13 protein-coding genes are annotated in these 14501 nt (G+C 74.6%); 7 read left to right on the top strand and 6 right to left on the bottom strand.

The window, feature by feature from the left end:
* Window positions 1–54 precede the first annotated feature (54 nt).
* Together HC251_RS15905 and HC251_RS15900 are read right to left on the bottom strand one after the other, a co-directional pair.
* On the bottom strand, window positions 55–1248 hold the full coding sequence (locus tag HC251_RS15905; protein WP_219941574.1) for a lipid-transfer protein: 1194 nt from the start codon (window positions 1246–1248) through the stop codon (window positions 55–57).
* Window positions 1245–1700, bottom strand: a complete 456-nt coding sequence (locus HC251_RS15900; protein WP_219941573.1) for a Zn-ribbon domain-containing OB-fold protein — start codon at window positions 1698–1700, stop codon at window positions 1245–1247. Before HC251_RS15900 ends, HC251_RS15905 begins: the two co-directional genes overlap by 4 nt.
* Window positions 1701–1814: 114 nt before the next feature.
* On the opposite strand from HC251_RS15900, the gene HC251_RS15895 reads away from it, so the two are divergent.
* Both HC251_RS15895 and HC251_RS15890 read left to right on the top strand, forming a co-directional pair.
* A complete protein-coding gene (locus tag HC251_RS15895) occupies window positions 1815–2384 on the top strand; it encodes a hypothetical protein (RefSeq protein WP_219941572.1) in 570 nt (189 codons plus the stop codon).
* 80 nt (window positions 2385–2464) lie between these two features.
* Complete coding sequence (locus HC251_RS15890) at window positions 2465–4066, top strand: serine/threonine-protein kinase (protein WP_219941571.1); 1602 nt, start codon at window positions 2465–2467, stop codon at window positions 4064–4066.
* Between the two features lie 9 nt (window positions 4067–4075).
* Here HC251_RS15890 and HC251_RS15885 read toward each other — a convergent pair whose 3' ends face one another.
* On the bottom strand, window positions 4076–6754 hold the full coding sequence (locus HC251_RS15885; RefSeq protein WP_255566443.1) for a DUF4214 domain-containing protein: 2679 nt from the start codon (window positions 6752–6754) through the stop codon (window positions 4076–4078).
* Between the two features lie 106 nt (window positions 6755–6860).
* Here HC251_RS15885 and HC251_RS15880 point away from each other — a divergent pair, with 106 nt between their 5' ends.
* Window positions 6861–7856, top strand: a complete 996-nt coding sequence (locus tag HC251_RS15880; RefSeq protein ID WP_255566442.1) for an adenosine kinase — start codon at window positions 6861–6863, stop codon at window positions 7854–7856.
* A gap of 4 nt (window positions 7857–7860) precedes the next feature.
* A complete protein-coding gene (locus HC251_RS15875) occupies window positions 7861–9612 on the top strand; it encodes a phospho-sugar mutase (protein ID WP_219941568.1) in 1752 nt (583 codons plus the stop codon).
* A 211-nt stretch (window positions 9613–9823) separates the two neighbouring features.
* Here the strand turns inward: HC251_RS15875 and upp are convergent, their stop codons facing one another.
* Entirely contained in the window at window positions 9824–10447 is a 624-nt protein-coding gene (gene upp / locus HC251_RS15870; protein WP_219941567.1) for a uracil phosphoribosyltransferase, read from the bottom strand.
* Window positions 10448–10507: 60 nt separating this feature from the next.
* Between upp and deoC the strand changes: the two genes are divergently transcribed.
* Together deoC and HC251_RS15860 are read left to right on the top strand one after the other, a co-directional pair.
* Window positions 10508–11191, top strand: a complete 684-nt coding sequence (gene deoC, locus HC251_RS15865) for a deoxyribose-phosphate aldolase (protein ID WP_219941566.1) — start codon at window positions 10508–10510, stop codon at window positions 11189–11191.
* A complete protein-coding gene (locus HC251_RS15860) occupies window positions 11188–12408 on the top strand; it encodes a DUF3089 domain-containing protein (protein WP_219941565.1) in 1221 nt (406 codons plus the stop codon). The genes deoC and HC251_RS15860 overlap by 4 nt, the downstream gene beginning before the upstream one ends.
* 18 nt (window positions 12409–12426) lie before the next feature.
* On the opposite strand, the gene HC251_RS15855 is transcribed toward HC251_RS15860, so the two are convergent.
* Window positions 12427–13527, bottom strand: coding sequence for an adenosine deaminase (locus HC251_RS15855; protein WP_219941564.1), 1101 nt, complete (start codon window positions 13525–13527; stop codon window positions 12427–12429).
* A gap of 164 nt (window positions 13528–13691) precedes the next feature.
* On the opposite strand from HC251_RS15855, the gene HC251_RS15850 reads away from it, so the two are divergent.
* The gene (locus HC251_RS15850; protein WP_219941563.1) at window positions 13692–14042 is read left to right on the top strand and encodes a hypothetical protein; all 351 of its coding nucleotides are present in this window, start codon (window positions 13692–13694) and stop codon (window positions 14040–14042) included.
* Between the two features lies 1 nt (window position 14043).
* On the opposite strand, the gene HC251_RS15845 is transcribed toward HC251_RS15850, so the two are convergent.
* Window positions 14044–14439 carry a hypothetical protein gene (locus tag HC251_RS15845; RefSeq protein ID WP_219941562.1) on the bottom strand — a complete coding sequence of 132 codons (396 nt, stop codon included), beginning with the start codon at window positions 14437–14439 and terminating at the stop codon, window positions 14044–14046.
* Window positions 14440–14501 lie beyond the last annotated feature (62 nt).

Genomic DNA, 14501 nt, shown 5'->3' with positions numbered 1-14501 from the left:
AGCCTGCCACAACATATGAGGGTCGCCTAACAGATGCCCTGCAGCACCCTGCTCCTAGCGGGCCAGGAGCACCGACGACCCGTGCCCGAACAGGCCTTGGTTGGCGGTGATGCCGACCCGGGCGCCGTCGACCTGGCGGTCGCCCGCCTGGCCCCGCAGCTGCCACGTCAGCTCGCACACCTGGGCCAGGGCCTGGGCCGGGACGGCCTCGCCGAACGACGCCAGCCCGCCGGAGGTGTTGACCGGGATGCGGCCGCCGATCTCGGTGGCGCCGTCACGGAGGAGCTTCTCGGCCTCCCCGGGGCCGCAGAGCCCGATGTCCTCGTACCAGTCGAGCTCCATCGCCGTCGACAGGTCGTACACCTCGGCCACCGACAGGTCCTGGGGGCCGATCCCCGCCTCCTCGTAGGCGGCGGCGGCGATCGAGGCCTTGAAGTGGGCGTCGGGGGCGGGCACGGCGACGGCCGAGTCGGCGGCGATGTCGGGCAGGTCGGGGATGGTGTTCGGGTAGGTCGGCGTCACCGTCGAGACGGCCCGCACGGTGACGTGGTCGCGCCCGAGACGGCGGGCGGCGGCCTCCGACGCCAGCACGACGGCGGCGGCGCCGTCGGAGGTGGCGCAGATCTCGAGCAGGCGCAGCGGGCTGGCGACCATGGGGCTGGCCAGGACCTCCTCGACGGTGACCTCCTTGCGGTACCGGGCGTTGGGGTTGGCCACGCCGTTGCGGGCGTTCTTGACCTTGATGCGGGCGAAGTCCTCGTCGGTGGCGCCCCACATGTCCATCCGGCGGCGGGCGTAGAGGGCGAAGTAGGTCGGGTTGGTGGCGCCGAGCAGGCGGAACCGGAGCCAGTCGGGGTCCTCGGGTCGGTCGCCGGCGTTGGGGGCCAGGAACCCCTTCGGGGTGGTGTCGGCCCCGACGACGAGGGCGATGTCGGACAGCCCGGCGAGGATCCGCGTGCGGGCCGCCTCCAGCGCCGTCGACCCCGAGGCGCACGCCGCGTAGCACGAGGCGACCCGGGTGCCGTTCCACCCGAGGGCCTGGGCGAAGGTCGCCCCCGAGACGTACCCGGGGTAGCCGTTGCGCATGGTGTCGGCACCGGCAACGAAGTCGACGTCGGTCCACTCGATGCCGGCATCGGCGAGGGCGGCGCGGGCCGCGGCCCGGCCGTACTCGACGAAGTTGCGGCCCCACTTGCCCCACGGGTGCATGCCGACGCCGACGACGGCGACGGGGTCGGGCGTGCTCACGACGGGACCTCCGGGGAGACGGGTGACCACTTGTGGACCTGGTGCACGACCTCGTCGTCGGTGAAGAGGGTGTCGACGACGAGCTCGACCTCCTGGCCGAGGACCAGCTCGTCGACGGTCACCCCGGCGACGACCTGCCCGAGGACGATCAGCCGCTCGGCGGCCAGCTCGACGGCGACGATGCAGAACGGGACGTGCTCGTCCCCGGGCACCACGTAGGGCGGCGGGGGCCGGTAGCGGGCGTCGGTGTAGGACCAGATGGTGCCCCGCCGCGACAGCGGGGTGGGCTCGAGCTCATCGCCGCCGCAGGCGGGGTTCGGGCACCCGAGCGGCGGCCGGGGGAAGGCGATCGTGCCGCACGCCGGGCAGCGGTGGCCGACCAGCGCCGGCTCGGGGTCGGTGGTGAACCAGCCGTCGGCCCCGAGGGCCGGGGCAGGGGTGGGGGCAGGCATGGGCGCAGCTCCTCGCAAGAGATCTGACGACCCGTCAGATCTGTTTCACCCTACTGCTGACCCCGGCGTCGACCTGTGGTAAGCATGCCTAACACCTGCTGCTCGGAGGCCCCCGTGCTCGGAACCGACGCCCTGCGGCTCGTCGCCGCCCTCACCCACACCATGCCCTCGGTCTCGGCCCTCCTCCGGCTCGACCACGGCCCCCAGGTGGTGGTGGGGAGCGACCGTCGCTGCCTGCCCGACCTGTCCCCCTGCGAGGTGCGGCGCCTGGTCGGCGACCACCGCCACCTCGGCCGGGGGGCGACCGGGCCCGAGCTGACCTGGCTGGCCTCGGTCGTCGCCATCGAGGTCGGCGGTCCGGAGGTCACCGAGGTGGTGGAGGACGTCGTGCGCGTGGGCGGTCGCGACGAGCCGGTGGCGGCGTTCGCCACCCTGCTCGACCCGCTGTCGACGCGGGCCGTGCTCCGTGACGTCGGCCACGACCTGCTCACCACCGGGGCGGCCGACGCCGAGCTGCTCCGGTCCCTGCGGGCGAGCACGTTCCACGACGAGGTCGTGGGAGCCACCACGGTCGTGGTCGCCTCGCCATCGGGGGCGGGCGAGGACGTCCGGACCGTGGTGCTGGCGGCCAGCAGGGGGTGCCGGGTGACCGAGCTGGTGGAGTCGGTGACCGCCACGCGCTGACGGCTGCCCTGAGTGCGGCGGCGGCCCTGAGTGCGGCGGCGGCGCCTGGGTACCGTGGGACCCATGCCCGGGAGCCGCACGTGACCGCCGTCGACGCGCCCGCAGTGCCGGGTGTCACCGACCTGCAGGTGATCGGGAGGGGCGGGTTCGGCGTGGTCTACCGGGGCCACCAGGAGGAGCTGAGCCGGGACGTCGCCGTCAAGGTCCTGCTCGCGCCGGGGGCCGACCCCAAGGCGGTCGAGCGCTGGCGGCGCGAGATCACGGCCATGGGCCGGCTGTCGAACCACCCCAACATCGTCGCCGTGTACTCAGCGGGCGTGACCGACGACGGCCACCCCTACCTGCTCATGCCCTACCTGGCGGGCGGATCGCTCCACGACCGCATCGTCCGATCCGGGCCGCTGAGCAGCGACGAGGCCATCCGCATCGGGGCCCGCCTGGCCGGGGGCCTCGCCGCCGCCCACGCCGCCGGCGTCCTCCACCGGGACCTCAAGCCGGCCAACGTGCTGATGTCGGAGTACGACGAGCCCCAGCTCAGCGACTTCGGGATCGCCCGGCTCGTCGACTCGGCCACCACCACGACCGGGTCGGTCACCGCCACGATCGGCTACGCCGCCCCCGAGATCCTCTCCGGTGAGCAGGCCACCGAGGCCAGCGACGTGTACGGCCTGGCCGCCACCCTCCACGCCGCCCTGAGCGGCGCCGCCCCCTTCGCCGGCACCGACGGGGAGCCCATGATGGCCCGCGTCGGTCGGGTCCTCACCCAGCCGCCGCCCGACCTGCGGGCGCACGGCGTGGCTCCCGACCTCGCCGCCGTCCTCGAGGCGGGGCTGGCCAAGCGGCCCGGCGACCGGCCCCCGACCGCCGACGCCCTGCGCGAGGCCCTCGAGGGCCTCGACGGCACCGGGGGCGACCGGCCCGAGGCGACCACCGTCGCCGCCGCCGCCGTGGTGCCGCCGCCGGAGCGCACCGCCGTCCAGGCCCCGGTCGCCGACGCCCCGCCCCCGCGGGCGATCCCGAGCCCCGTCCCCGCCGCGGCACCTGTCCCGCCGCCGCCCGCACCGCGGCCGGGCCCGGCGTCCGACCCACGCGGCGGACGGGGCGTGCTTGTCGCCGCCGGTCTGGTCGCGGTCGTGCTGATCGCCGCCGCCGTGGCCTTCGCCCTCACCCGCGGCGACGGCGACGACGGCGACGTGGCCACCGACGCCACCACCACCACGTCGGCCCCCGCCGAGACGGCCCCTCCCGCGACCGAGCCCGAGACCACGACGACGGCGGCGGAGGAGGAGGAGACCACCGCCAGCACCACCACCACGACCACCCCCACCACGACCCAGGCGACGACCCCGCCCTCGCCCGAGGTCACGGACGAGGACCTCGAGGACGCGGTGACCCGCTACTACGACCTCGTGGCCGCGGGCGACCTCGACGCCGCCTGGGACCTCCTGACGCCTCGCTACCAGGCCGAGACGAGCCGGGAGGCCTACGACGACTTCTGGGGCGAGCAGATCGAATCGGTCCAGGTCCAGGGCCGGCCCCGCGGCGACGCCGACGCCGGCACCGTGGCCCTCACGCTCCGGTACGAGACCGGCGACGGCAGCTCGACGGAGAACGTCCTGGTGACGTTCGTCCAGGAGGGCGACGCCCTGCTGATCGACGACTACCAGACCGGAGTCGGCTAGCCGCGAGGGCTACCCCACCAGGCAGGGGCCGCCGTCGCACACGTCGACGACGACGCCGCCGGGGCGGAGGAACTCCGAGATCTGCTCCCGGGCGTCGGGGTCCGACCGGGGGTCGCCGTGGGGGTCCTCACCGTCGCGGGGCGGGACGTTCTCCAGCGGCGGCCACGGGGCCCCGCTGTCCCAGTAGATCGTGGCCGAGCCGGCGTGGGGCCAGGTCTCGATCCGCTCGATCCCCCACAGCGGCTCGACGTCGGAGGAGCGGTCCTCGACGAGCGGCGGATCGTTCGTGGCGGCGCCGTAGGTCCGCGCCTGCACGTCGGCCGCGGCGGTCGCCACCTGGTGGTCGCCGACGGCGATGTGCATCAGCACCTCGTTCTCGGGGGAGCCCGGCAGCGGGTCCTCGGTGACGTGGTTGGCGTAGCCGTTGCCCTCGCCCCGGTCCCACAGCATCTGGATGACCGAGACCATCATGATGCGGTCCAGGGCGCTCGGGTAGCTGCCCGCCATCACCGAGAAGAAGGGGTCGAAGTCGACGCTGCGCTCGAGCAGCGTCGAGTAGTTGATCGCCGGGACGCCGAGCACGCCGCGGGTGATGTCGGTGCTGAGGGCGACGAGGGCGCCGCCCATGATCCCGCCCTGGCTGATGCCGTAGTAGGTGAGGTCGTCGCCGGCGATGGCCGGAGCCCCGCCGACGCCCTGGAACGCCGGGTCCGTGACCAGGCCGCCGGGCAGGGTCATGAGCCGGCCCAGCACCATGAAGTTGAGCAGGCCCTGCTGGTTCCGGTCGGCCACCTCGGAGAACCGCGACAGGTTCCCGATGATCTGGACGATGTTGAGCGACGGGTCGAGGTCGTCCTCGGCCATGCCGATGTAGTCGGTGCCGCAGAAGACCATGTTGTGCTCGCGGGCCAGGTCGCGCGGCCCGCTGCTGGCGGCCTGCGTCCCCCGGCCCAGCAGGCCGTGGCCGTACAGCCCGCCCCGCGCCGGGATGGTGCGAGCCGAGTCGGGCACGACGCAGGTGAAGGGGGCGGTCATGGTGCCCTGGGCCTCGGGCAGGTTGTCGGGGCCGAGGCGCAGGCGGGAGCCGGGCTGGCCCGTGCCCGTGAGGTACAGCGGCACCTGGTAGGTCCCCTCGACCCGGGTCCAGTCCCCCTGGTCGCTCTGGCTCGTGACGGCGAAGTCGGCGGCCGCCATCCCGGCCGGCCCGCCGAGCACCTCGTCGCGCATGTGCACGGCCCGCTCGGCCAGGTTGCGGGTGCTGGCCACGGTGAAGGTCCAGGCCAGGTGGAGCGTCGACCGGTCGAGCCCGGCCGCCGCGACCTGGTCGATGGCGTGCTCGACCCGCACCCGCTCGTCCTCGACCCGACGGTCCCCGGACGGGAGGTCGTCGCGGAAGGTGCGGAACCCGGCCGGGGCCTCGATGGCCTCGCCCGCCGCGTCCCGCATCTGGCCGATGCCCACGGCGTAGGTGTGGCCGTCGAGGAAGTTCCGCGCCGGCCGGATGATCAGGGCCCGCTCGGCGTCGTCGGTCGCGTTGGCGTCGAGCTCGGCCCAGTACGGCCACTCCTCGCCCGTCACGGTGTCGACGATGACGATGGGGGCGTCCTCGGCGAGCGACGCCCCGATGTCGTCGAGCCCGGGCAGGCCGGACTGCTCGGGGTCGATCCCGCCGCTGTGCAGGAGGAGGGCGGAGCCGGGGCTGAAGCCGTCCTGGCGGTTCCACTCCGTCGGGTCGAACGGGGTGCCGTTCGCCGTGCCCGGGACCCACGGCGGCTTGAGGACCACCCGGCGCCCGGTGTCGGTCGACGGGTCCGGCAGGGTCAGCTCGTCGTTGGGGAAGGGCAGGAGGCAGCGGGTGCGGTCGAGGGTGCTGCACCCGGCGCCCCACGCCTCGCCGCTGGCCAGCAGGGCGCGGTCGATGCCGAGGATGCCGTCGCCGCGGCGCAGGCGCCCGGCCCAGTAGGTGCGACCGCCGCTGTCGGCGGTGCGGCCGAGCACCCGGTCGTAGGCGTCCTCGATGACGAGGGCCAGGCGGTCCCCCGAGAACACGAAGCCGTGGGCGACCTGGGCGCGGGTCGCGCCGGTCTCGAGGCGGCCCAGCCAGTAGGCGCTGCCCTCCTCGTCGGGCGCCCGGTCGAGGACGCTGTTGTAGAGGGCCTGCACGAACCCGGCCGGGCTGGCCCCGCCCTCCCGCTCGTAGAACTCGTCGGTGGCGAGGAGGCGGACCAGCTCGCGCTCGACGGAGGTCGCCCGCACCCGGGCCACCGAGGCGTCGCGCTCCTCGGTGGTGGCCGGCCGGCCGAAGACCTCGTAGATGGTGGCCACGTGGCCCCGCACCGACTCGGACGACAAGACGAGCTGGCGGGCGAAGGTGGCCCGGGTGGTGCTGCCGTCGAGCCGTTCGCCCCAGTACTGGAGCCCACCCTCCTCGGCCTCGCGGTGGAGGATGGCGGAGTAGGCCTCGCGGACGTACCGCTCCGACGCCGGTCGGACGGGGATGCCCGGCGCGCCGAACCCCGGCGCCGCCGCCCCCCGGTCGAGGGGGGCGGGCACGGCGGCGACCGGCGTGGCCGCCGCCGGCAGCAGGGCGAGGACGAGCGAGCCGACGACCGCACCCAGGGCCCAGCGGCGCGACCGCGCCCGTGGCGCTCGCTCGTGCGGGCGCGGTCCGGCAGGGCTGACGGGCATCGATGTCTCCGTGCGGGGAGGGTGTGGACGCCGTCACAGTAGCCACGTGCGTCCGGGCAGGGGTCGAGACCAGGGCATCGGGACCCGGGCAGTAGGGTCGTCCTCCGTGTCGGAGACCAGCACCTACGACGTCGTCGGGATCGGCAACGCCCTCGTCGACGTCCTGAGCCACGAGGACGACGCCTTCCTCGAGGGCCACGACCTGACCAAGGGGTCGATGACCCTCATCGAGGACGACCGCGTCCGCGAGCTGTACGAGGCGATGGGCCAGCGCACCGAGATGTCGGGGGGCTCGGCGGCCAACACCCTCGTCGGTCTGGCGAGCTTCGGTGGCCGGGCGGCCTACATCGGCCGGGTCCACGACGACGACCTGGGCACCGTCTTCGCCCACGACCTGGCCGGGCTCGAGGTCCACTTCGACTCGCCGCGGGCCACCGACGGCCCCGCCACCGGCCGGTGCCTCATCGTGGTCACGCCGGACGCCCAGCGCACGATGAACACGTACCTGGGCGCGTCGTCGCTGCTCGGCCCCGAGCACGTCGACCTCGACGTGGTGCGGGCCTCCAAGGTCACGTTCCTCGAGGGCTACCTGTTCGACCGCGACGCGGCGAAGGAGGCCTACCGGGTGGCCACCGAGGCGGCCCACGCCGCTGGTCGCGACGTGGCCCTCAGCCTGTCGGACGGGTTCTGCGTCGACCGGCACCGCGACGACTTCCTCGCCCTCATCGACGGCGGCGTCGACATCCTCTTCGCCAACACCGACGAGATCACCCGTCTCTACGAGGTCGACGACTTCGACGACGCCGTGGCCAAGGTGCGAGGCCGCTGCAAGGTCGCCTGCCTGACCAAGGGGCGCCACGGGTCGGTGGTGATCGCCGGCGACGAGACCCACGTCATCGCCCCGCACGAGGTCCCCAAGCGGGTCGACACGACGGGCGCGGGCGACCTCTACGCCGCCGGCTTCCTCTACGGCTACACCCAGGGCATGTCGCTCGACCGCTGCGGCTCGTTGGGCTCCATGGCGGCCGCCGCCGTCATCGGGCACACCGGAGCTCGGCCCGGCCTGTCGCTGGCCCAGCTGGTCGACCTCCTCGACTCCTAGCCCCATGACGGCGACCGACGAGAGCACCGAGGCCCTCGTCGCGCGCGTCAAGGCCTGGATCGACGACGACCCCGAGCCCGGCACCGCGGGCCACCTCCGCCAGCTCTGGTACGACGTCGAGGACGCCGAGCCGGACAAGGCGGCCGCGGCCGAGGCCGAGCTGCGCGAGCTGTTCCGGACCCACCTGGAGTTCGGGACCGCCGGCCTGCGCGGTCCCGTCGGCGCCGGCCCGAACCGCATGAACCGGGCGGTGGTGCGCCGGGCGGCGGCGGGCATCGCCGCTTGGATCCGGGCCGCCGGGACCGCGGAGCACGGGGTCGTCGTGGCCCGCGACGCCCGCCACCGCTCCGACGACTTCGTCGCCGACACCATCGAGGTCGTCGCCGGGGCCGGCATCCCCGTCCACGTCCTGCCGGCGCCGATCCCGACACCGGTCCTGGCCTACGCCGTCCGTCACATCGGCGTCGCCGCCGGGATCATGGTGACGGCCAGCCACAACCCGGCGCCGGACAACGGCTACAAGGTCTACGACGGCGAGGGCCGGCAGATCGACGCCACCCAGGCCGCGGCCATCGCCGAGGCCATGGCCGCGGCCGGACCGCTGGCCCGGCTCCCGATCAGCGGGGCGAGCAACCCGATCATCCAGCACCACGGCCTCGAGATGGTCGACGCCTACCTCGACGCCATCGGTCGGGTCGTGAAGCCCAAGGAGGGGCGGGCCCCGGTCCAGGTCGCCTACACCCAGCTGCACGGCGTGGGCGGTCCCGTCGTGCGCCGCGCCGCCCACCAGTCCGGGTTCATCACCCTGCACGAGGTCACCGAGCAGGCGGAGGCCGACCCGGACTTCCCGACGGTGTCGTTCCCCAACCCCGAGGAGCGCGGCGCCCTCGACCACCTCGTGCGCACGGCCGCCTTCGTCGGGGCGGAGGTGGCCTTCGCCAACGACCCCGACGCCGACCGCCTGGCGATGGCCGTGGTCGACCCCAAGGTCGGCGCCAACCGCGACGCCGGCGCGTGGACCCCGCTCAGCGGCGACCAGCTGGGCTGGCTCCTCGCCGACCACCTCGTCCGGCGCGGCGACCTGCCCGAGGGGGGTGTCTTCGCCACCACGATCGTGTCGTCCACGCTGCTCCGCGAGATCGCCCTCGCCGCCGGCCGCGGGTACGTGGAGACCCTCACCGGGTTCAAGTGGCTGTCCCGGGCCGGGACCCCCGAGCACCCGCTGATCCTCGCCTACGAGGAGGCCCTCGGGTACTGCATCGGCGACACCGTGCGGGACAAGGACGGCATCAGCGCCCTCCTCCTGGCCAGCGAGATGATCAGCGACCTGGTCGAGCAGGGCCTGACGGTGTGGGACCGGCTCGACGACCTGGCCCGGCGCTTCGGCCTGCACCTCACCGGCCAGTGGTCGGTGCGCCTCGAGGGCGGCGACGGGGCCGAGCGCATCGCCGAGGCCATGGCCCGCCTGCGGGCCACCCCGCCGACGATGATCGGCAGCCGGGCGGTGGCCGGGGTCAGCGACCTGGCCGAGGGTGCCCCGGCCCGGGGGCTGCCCCCGGCCGACGTGGTCGGGCTGGCCCTCCCCGGAGCGCGCGTCGTGGTCCGGCCCAGCGGCACCGAGCCCAAGCTCAAGTGCTACGTCGAGGTGGTGGAGGCCGTGCCCCCCGGCACCGACGTGGCCGGCGCCCGCGCCCGGGCCCGCGAGGGCCTGACCGAGATCACCGCCGCCCTCCCCGCCGTCCTCGGGTTGGACTAGGTGGGGTCGGCGGGGCGGGTCGCGGTTCGGAGGGGGTCAGGCACACTCCCTTCTCGAGCGTCTTGCTCGCTGAGGGGGTCAGACCCACTCCGACCGTCCTCGTCTGGCCCACGTCGGTGGCAAGGGTCGGAGAGCGTCTGACCCCTGCCGTCACTGCCTGCTGGAACGGGTGGGGCGCCCCGGAGAGCGTCTCGCTCGACCCCTGCCGTCACTACGCCGTGCCGAAGAGGCGATCGCCGGCGTCGCCCAGGCCGGGGACGATGTAGGCGACGTCGTTGAGGCGCTCGTCGATCGAGGCCACCACCAGCTCGTCGACCAGGCCCGAGGCCTCGATCCGGCGCACCCCCTCGGGGGCGGCCAGGACGCAGACCGCGGTGACCCGCCCCGGGTTCCGACCCTGGAGGAGGCCGCACGCGAACGCCAGCGACCCGCCGGTGGCGAGCATGGGGTCCAGCACCAGCACGGCGCGACCGCCGAGGTCCGCCGGCACCGAGTCCATGTAGGGGACGGGCTCCAGGGTGACCTCGTCGCGGGCCACGCCGATGAAGCCGGTGGGCGCGTCGGGCAGGAGGCGGAGCACGCCGGGGAGCAGGCCCAGCCCGGCCCGCAGCACCGGGACGGTCAGCGGCGCCGGGTCGACGCGCACGACCGTGGTGGGGGCCAGCGGGGTGCGGACCTCGACCTCGACGGTCGGCAGCGACCGGGTGGCCTCGACGACCAGGAGGCCGGCGAGGTCGTCCATGGCCTGGCGGAACGCGGCCCGGTCGGTGGTCTCGTCGCGGAGCCGGCCCAGCGCCTGGGCCGCGAGGGGGTGGTCGACGACGGTGGTGTGCACGGGGCCTCCGGTGGGGTGGGACGCAGCCGTCGCCGGCTGCGGTGTGCCAGTCTGGCCGCGATGCCCGAGCCGCTCGACCGTTCCGCCGTGGCGCGCCTGATCGACCACACCCTCCTCGCCCCCACGGCGACGAGCGAGGAGGTCGCCGCCCTCTGCCGGGAGGGCGCCGAGCTCGGCGTCGCGGCCGTGTGCGTGTCGCCCTCGCGCCTCCCCCTGCCCGTCGCCGACCTGCCGCCCGAGCTCGCCGTCGCGGCCGTCGTCGGCTTCCCGTCGGGGGCCCACACGCCGGCCACCAAGGCCCGGGAGGCGGCCGACTGCGTGGCGGCCGGGGCGACCGAGATCGACATGGTCATCGACCTGGGTGCCATCGCCGGCGGGCAGTGGGAGCTGGCCGAGGCCGGCGTGGCCGCCGTGCACCGGGCCCTCGAGGGGCGAGCCCTCCTCAAGGTGATCCTCGAGTCGGCGGTCCTGGTGACCCTGGGCGACGACGTGCTCGAGCGGGCGTGCGCCATCTCGGAGGCGGCCGGGGCCGACTTCGTGAAGACCTCCACGGGCTTCCACCCCGCCGGTGGGGCGTCGACCGAGGCGGTGGCCCGGATGCGCGCGGCGGTGGGGGACCGGCTCGGGGTGAAGGCGTCGGGCGGCATCCGGGACTGGGCCACCGCGGTGGCGATGGTCGAGGCCGGGGCCAGCCGCCTGGGGTGCTCGGCGAGCCGGGCGATCCTCGACGGCGCCCCCTCGTGAGGCCCCGGCTCCGCTCGATCGCCGCCCTGGCCGTCCTCGCCGTCCTGGTGGCCGGCTGCTCGGACGACGACGGCGGTCCCGAGGCCTCCTCGCCCGAGCCGACCGACACGTCGGCCCCCGAGCCCACCGAGGGGTCCGGCTCCGACACGACCGCCGCCACGGACGAAGCGGTGGACGACGGCTACACCAGCGACGTCTACGACGACGACGCCCGCTGGATCTGCCGCCCCGACCTGGCCGACGACGTCTGCCGCAACCTCGACGTCACCGTCGTCGGGGCGGACGGGAGCCGCACCGTCGAGGAGCGGGAGCCGGCCGCCGACCCGCCCATCGACTGCTTCTACGTCTACCCGACGGTGTCGCTCGACCCGGGGCCCGTCAGCGACCTCGAGTGGACGCCGCAGGACAACGAGGCGCTGACCGTCGTGGCCCAGGCCGCCCAGTACGGCCGGTCCTGCCGGGTGTTCGCCCCCGTCTACCGCCAGATCAGCCTCACCGGGCTGGGCTCGGCCGACGAGGCCCAGCGGGAGGCGGCCTACGCCGACGTGCTCGACGCCTGGCGGACCTACCTCGCCCGGTGGAACCAGGGCCGAGGTGTGATCCTCGTCGGCCACTCCCAGGGCACCGGCCACCTCGTCCGGCTCATCGCCGAGGAGGTCGACGGCGTCCCGGCCGTGCAGGACCTCCTCGTCGCCGCCCACCTCTTCGGCGGGTCGGTCACCGCGCCCGAGGGCGAGATCGTCGGCGGCTCGTTCCAGGACGTGCCCGCGTGCACCACGGCCGACGAGGCCGGCTGCGTCGTGACGTGGTCCAGCTACCCGGCGACCGCCCCACCCGACGAGAGCGGCATCTTCGGCCGGGCGGGCGAGGACGGCCGGGCCCTCTGCGTCGACCCCACGGCGCTGCTCGGCACGGACCGGTCCCGGGCCGTCGCCCCCGTCGCGGCCCCCCTGATCGGCGGGGCGGTGCCCGGGACCGAGGGCGTCGAGACGCCTTTCGTGGCGCTCCCCGACGCCCTCGCCGTCACCTGCGAGGCGACCGAGACCCACGACTACCTGGCCGTCGCCGCCGCCGACCCGGCCGACGCCCGCCCCCTCGACGCCCTGCTGGCCGAGACCCTCGGCCCCTCGTGGGGCCTCCACCTCGTCGACATGACCGTCGCCCTCGACGATCTCGTCGAGCTGGCCCGGCGCCAGGGCGAGGCCCACGGCGGGTGAGGTGGGGCGACGGCGCGGCTACCCGGCGAGGCTCACCCCGAGGCCGGACGCCCGCAGGGCGGCGTAGCCGGGCTTGATCCGCTCGTTGATGATCCGGAGTCGCCGGTCGAAGGGCCAGAACGCCGACTTCATGGCGTTGAGGGTGAGCCACTCGAGGTCGTCCCACCCGTAGCCGAACGCCTGCACGAGGTTGTGCATCTCCTGGGTCATCGACGTCCCGCTCATCAGCCGGTTGTCGGTGTTGACCGTCACCCGGAACCGCAGCCGGCGCAGGAGGCCGATCGGGTGATCGGCGATGGTGTCGCACACCCCGGTGTTGACGTTCGAGGTGGGGCACATCTCCAGCGGCACCCGCCGGTCCCGCACGAAGCTCGCCAACCGTCCGAGCTGCACGCCGCCGTCGGGCAGCACGGTGACGTCGTCGATGATGCGGACGCCGTGGCCGAGGCGCTCGGCCCCGCAGATCTGGACCGCCTCCCAGATCGACGGCAGCCCGAACGCCTCGCCGGCGTGGATGGTGATGTGGAAGTTCTCCTCGGCCACCTTCCGGAAGGCGTCGAGGTGGCGCGTGGGTGGGTTGCCGGCCTCGCTGCCGGCGATGTCGAAGCCGACGACGCCCTCGTCGCGGTGGCGCAGGGCGGCCTCGGCGACCTCCTTCGAGTTGGCGGCGTGGCGCATCGCCGTCACCAGCAGGCCGATCTCGATCCGTCCGTCGGCCGAGCCCAGCCGGAAGCCCTCGAGCATGGCGAGGATCGCCTCGTCGAGGGTGAGCCCCCGCTCGAGGCACAGCTCGGGGGCCATGCGGACCTCGGCGTAGACCACCCCGTCGTCGGCCAGGTCCTGGGCGCACTCGGCCGCGACCCGGACGATGGCGTCGCGCTCCTGCATCACGCCGACGGTGTGCTCGAAGGTGTCGAGGTAGAGGACGAGGTCGCGCCGGTTGGCGCCCTCGGTGAACCAGCGGGCCAGGTCGTCGACGTCGGTGGTCGGCAGGCCGTCGTAGCCGTGCTCGGCGGCCAGGTCGATGACGGTCTGGGGCCGGAGCCCGCCGTCGAGGTGGTCGTGGAGCAGGACCTTCGGCGCTCGGCGGATCTGCTCGAAGGAAGGGCGCTCGTCCATCCAGAGAGGGTACGGGGTCGGCGGAGCCGACACGCTCAGGGTGGTGGGTGGGGTCGGAGGACGTGGGTGCGGCGTCCGCCGCGGGCCCGTGCCCGGGCCGGGCAGGCGGGATGGACCGAACAGGTGTCCCCCTGGCTGTCGCACCCACGTGGGAGGATCGACCCATGGCCTTCGGACAGCAGACAGGGATCCCGGCGACGCATCGACAGGTGGAGGAGCTCCTCGCCCTGGTCGAGGCGGCCGGCCACGACGGGTTCAAGGCCGCCCGCCACCCCCTGGGGCTCACCCAGCGCCAGGCCGCCGGCAAGTTCAGCCGCGACGAGGCTCAGGCCCTGATCGACCGGCTCATGGCCGGTGGTGTCGACGGGACGGGCGAGATCGCCGAGCCCGTGGAGGAGCGGGTGTCGGCGGCGGACCGCAAGCGGGCGACCCTCGCCGACCAGCTCAAGCGGGTGCCCGACGACCTGCTGGCCGCCGAGCTCCAGCGGCGCGGCTACGCCGTCATCCAGCCCTAGGTCAGCGCCGGGGCGCGTTCCAGTCGCTCTCCCGGACCGGGGCCGACCGGGCCAAGCGCTCGTGCACCCACTGGGTCAGCTCGGTGGCGGTGTCCTTCAGCTGGACCCCGTAGTCGCACAGCTTCGTGCCCGGCACGGGCGTCACCCGTCGGATGACGACGGCGCCGGTGACGCCGTCGAGCTGGATGTGGATGACGACGCCGCGGAAGAGGTCGTCGGCCGCCGGGGCCCGGACCTGCAGGCCGCTGACCGACAGGTCGAGGAGGGCACCCGACTGCGGCCGCTGCTTCCCGATCTGCTTCCACCGGGGCGCACCGGGGGCGGGGGCCCGCCAGAGGACCGGGACGGACTCGACGTCGACGCGGTCGCCGATCCGTCGATCGTAGGAACCTTCCATCGTCACCTCCCGTCGGCTGCGGATGCCGAGACTTGACCGTAGGCCGCGAGCCGCCGGGCGCC

The sequence above is a fragment of the Iamia sp. SCSIO 61187 genome (assembly GCF_019443745.1).
In the GTDB taxonomy this organism is placed as follows: Bacteria; Actinomycetota; Acidimicrobiia; order Acidimicrobiales; family Iamiaceae; genus Iamia.
This window is presented reverse-complemented; position numbering and strand designations above follow the sequence as displayed.

What these genes read in the sequence shown, in the direction of transcription:
- HC251_RS15900 (WP_219941573.1), bottom strand. Translation starts at nt 1,700, where the DNA reads ATGCCTGCCCCCACCCCTGCCCCGGCCCTCGGGGCCGACGGCTGGTTC.
- HC251_RS15885 (WP_255566443.1), bottom strand. Translation starts at nt 6,754, where the DNA reads ATGCCCGTCAGCCCTGCCGGACCGCGCCCGCACGAGCGAGCGCCACGG.
- HC251_RS15875 (WP_219941568.1), top strand. Translation starts at nt 7,861, where the DNA reads ATGACGGCGACCGACGAGAGCACCGAGGCCCTCGTCGCGCGCGTCAAG.
- deoC (WP_219941566.1), top strand. Translation starts at nt 10,508, where the DNA reads ATGCCCGAGCCGCTCGACCGTTCCGCCGTGGCGCGCCTGATCGACCAC.
- HC251_RS15855 (WP_219941564.1), bottom strand. Translation starts at nt 13,527, where the DNA reads ATGGACGAGCGCCCTTCCTTCGAGCAGATCCGCCGAGCGCCGAAGGTC.
- HC251_RS15850 (WP_219941563.1), top strand. Translation starts at nt 13,692, where the DNA reads ATGGCCTTCGGACAGCAGACAGGGATCCCGGCGACGCATCGACAGGTG.
- HC251_RS15845 (WP_219941562.1), bottom strand. Translation starts at nt 14,439, where the DNA reads ATGGAAGGTTCCTACGATCGACGGATCGGCGACCGCGTCGACGTCGAG.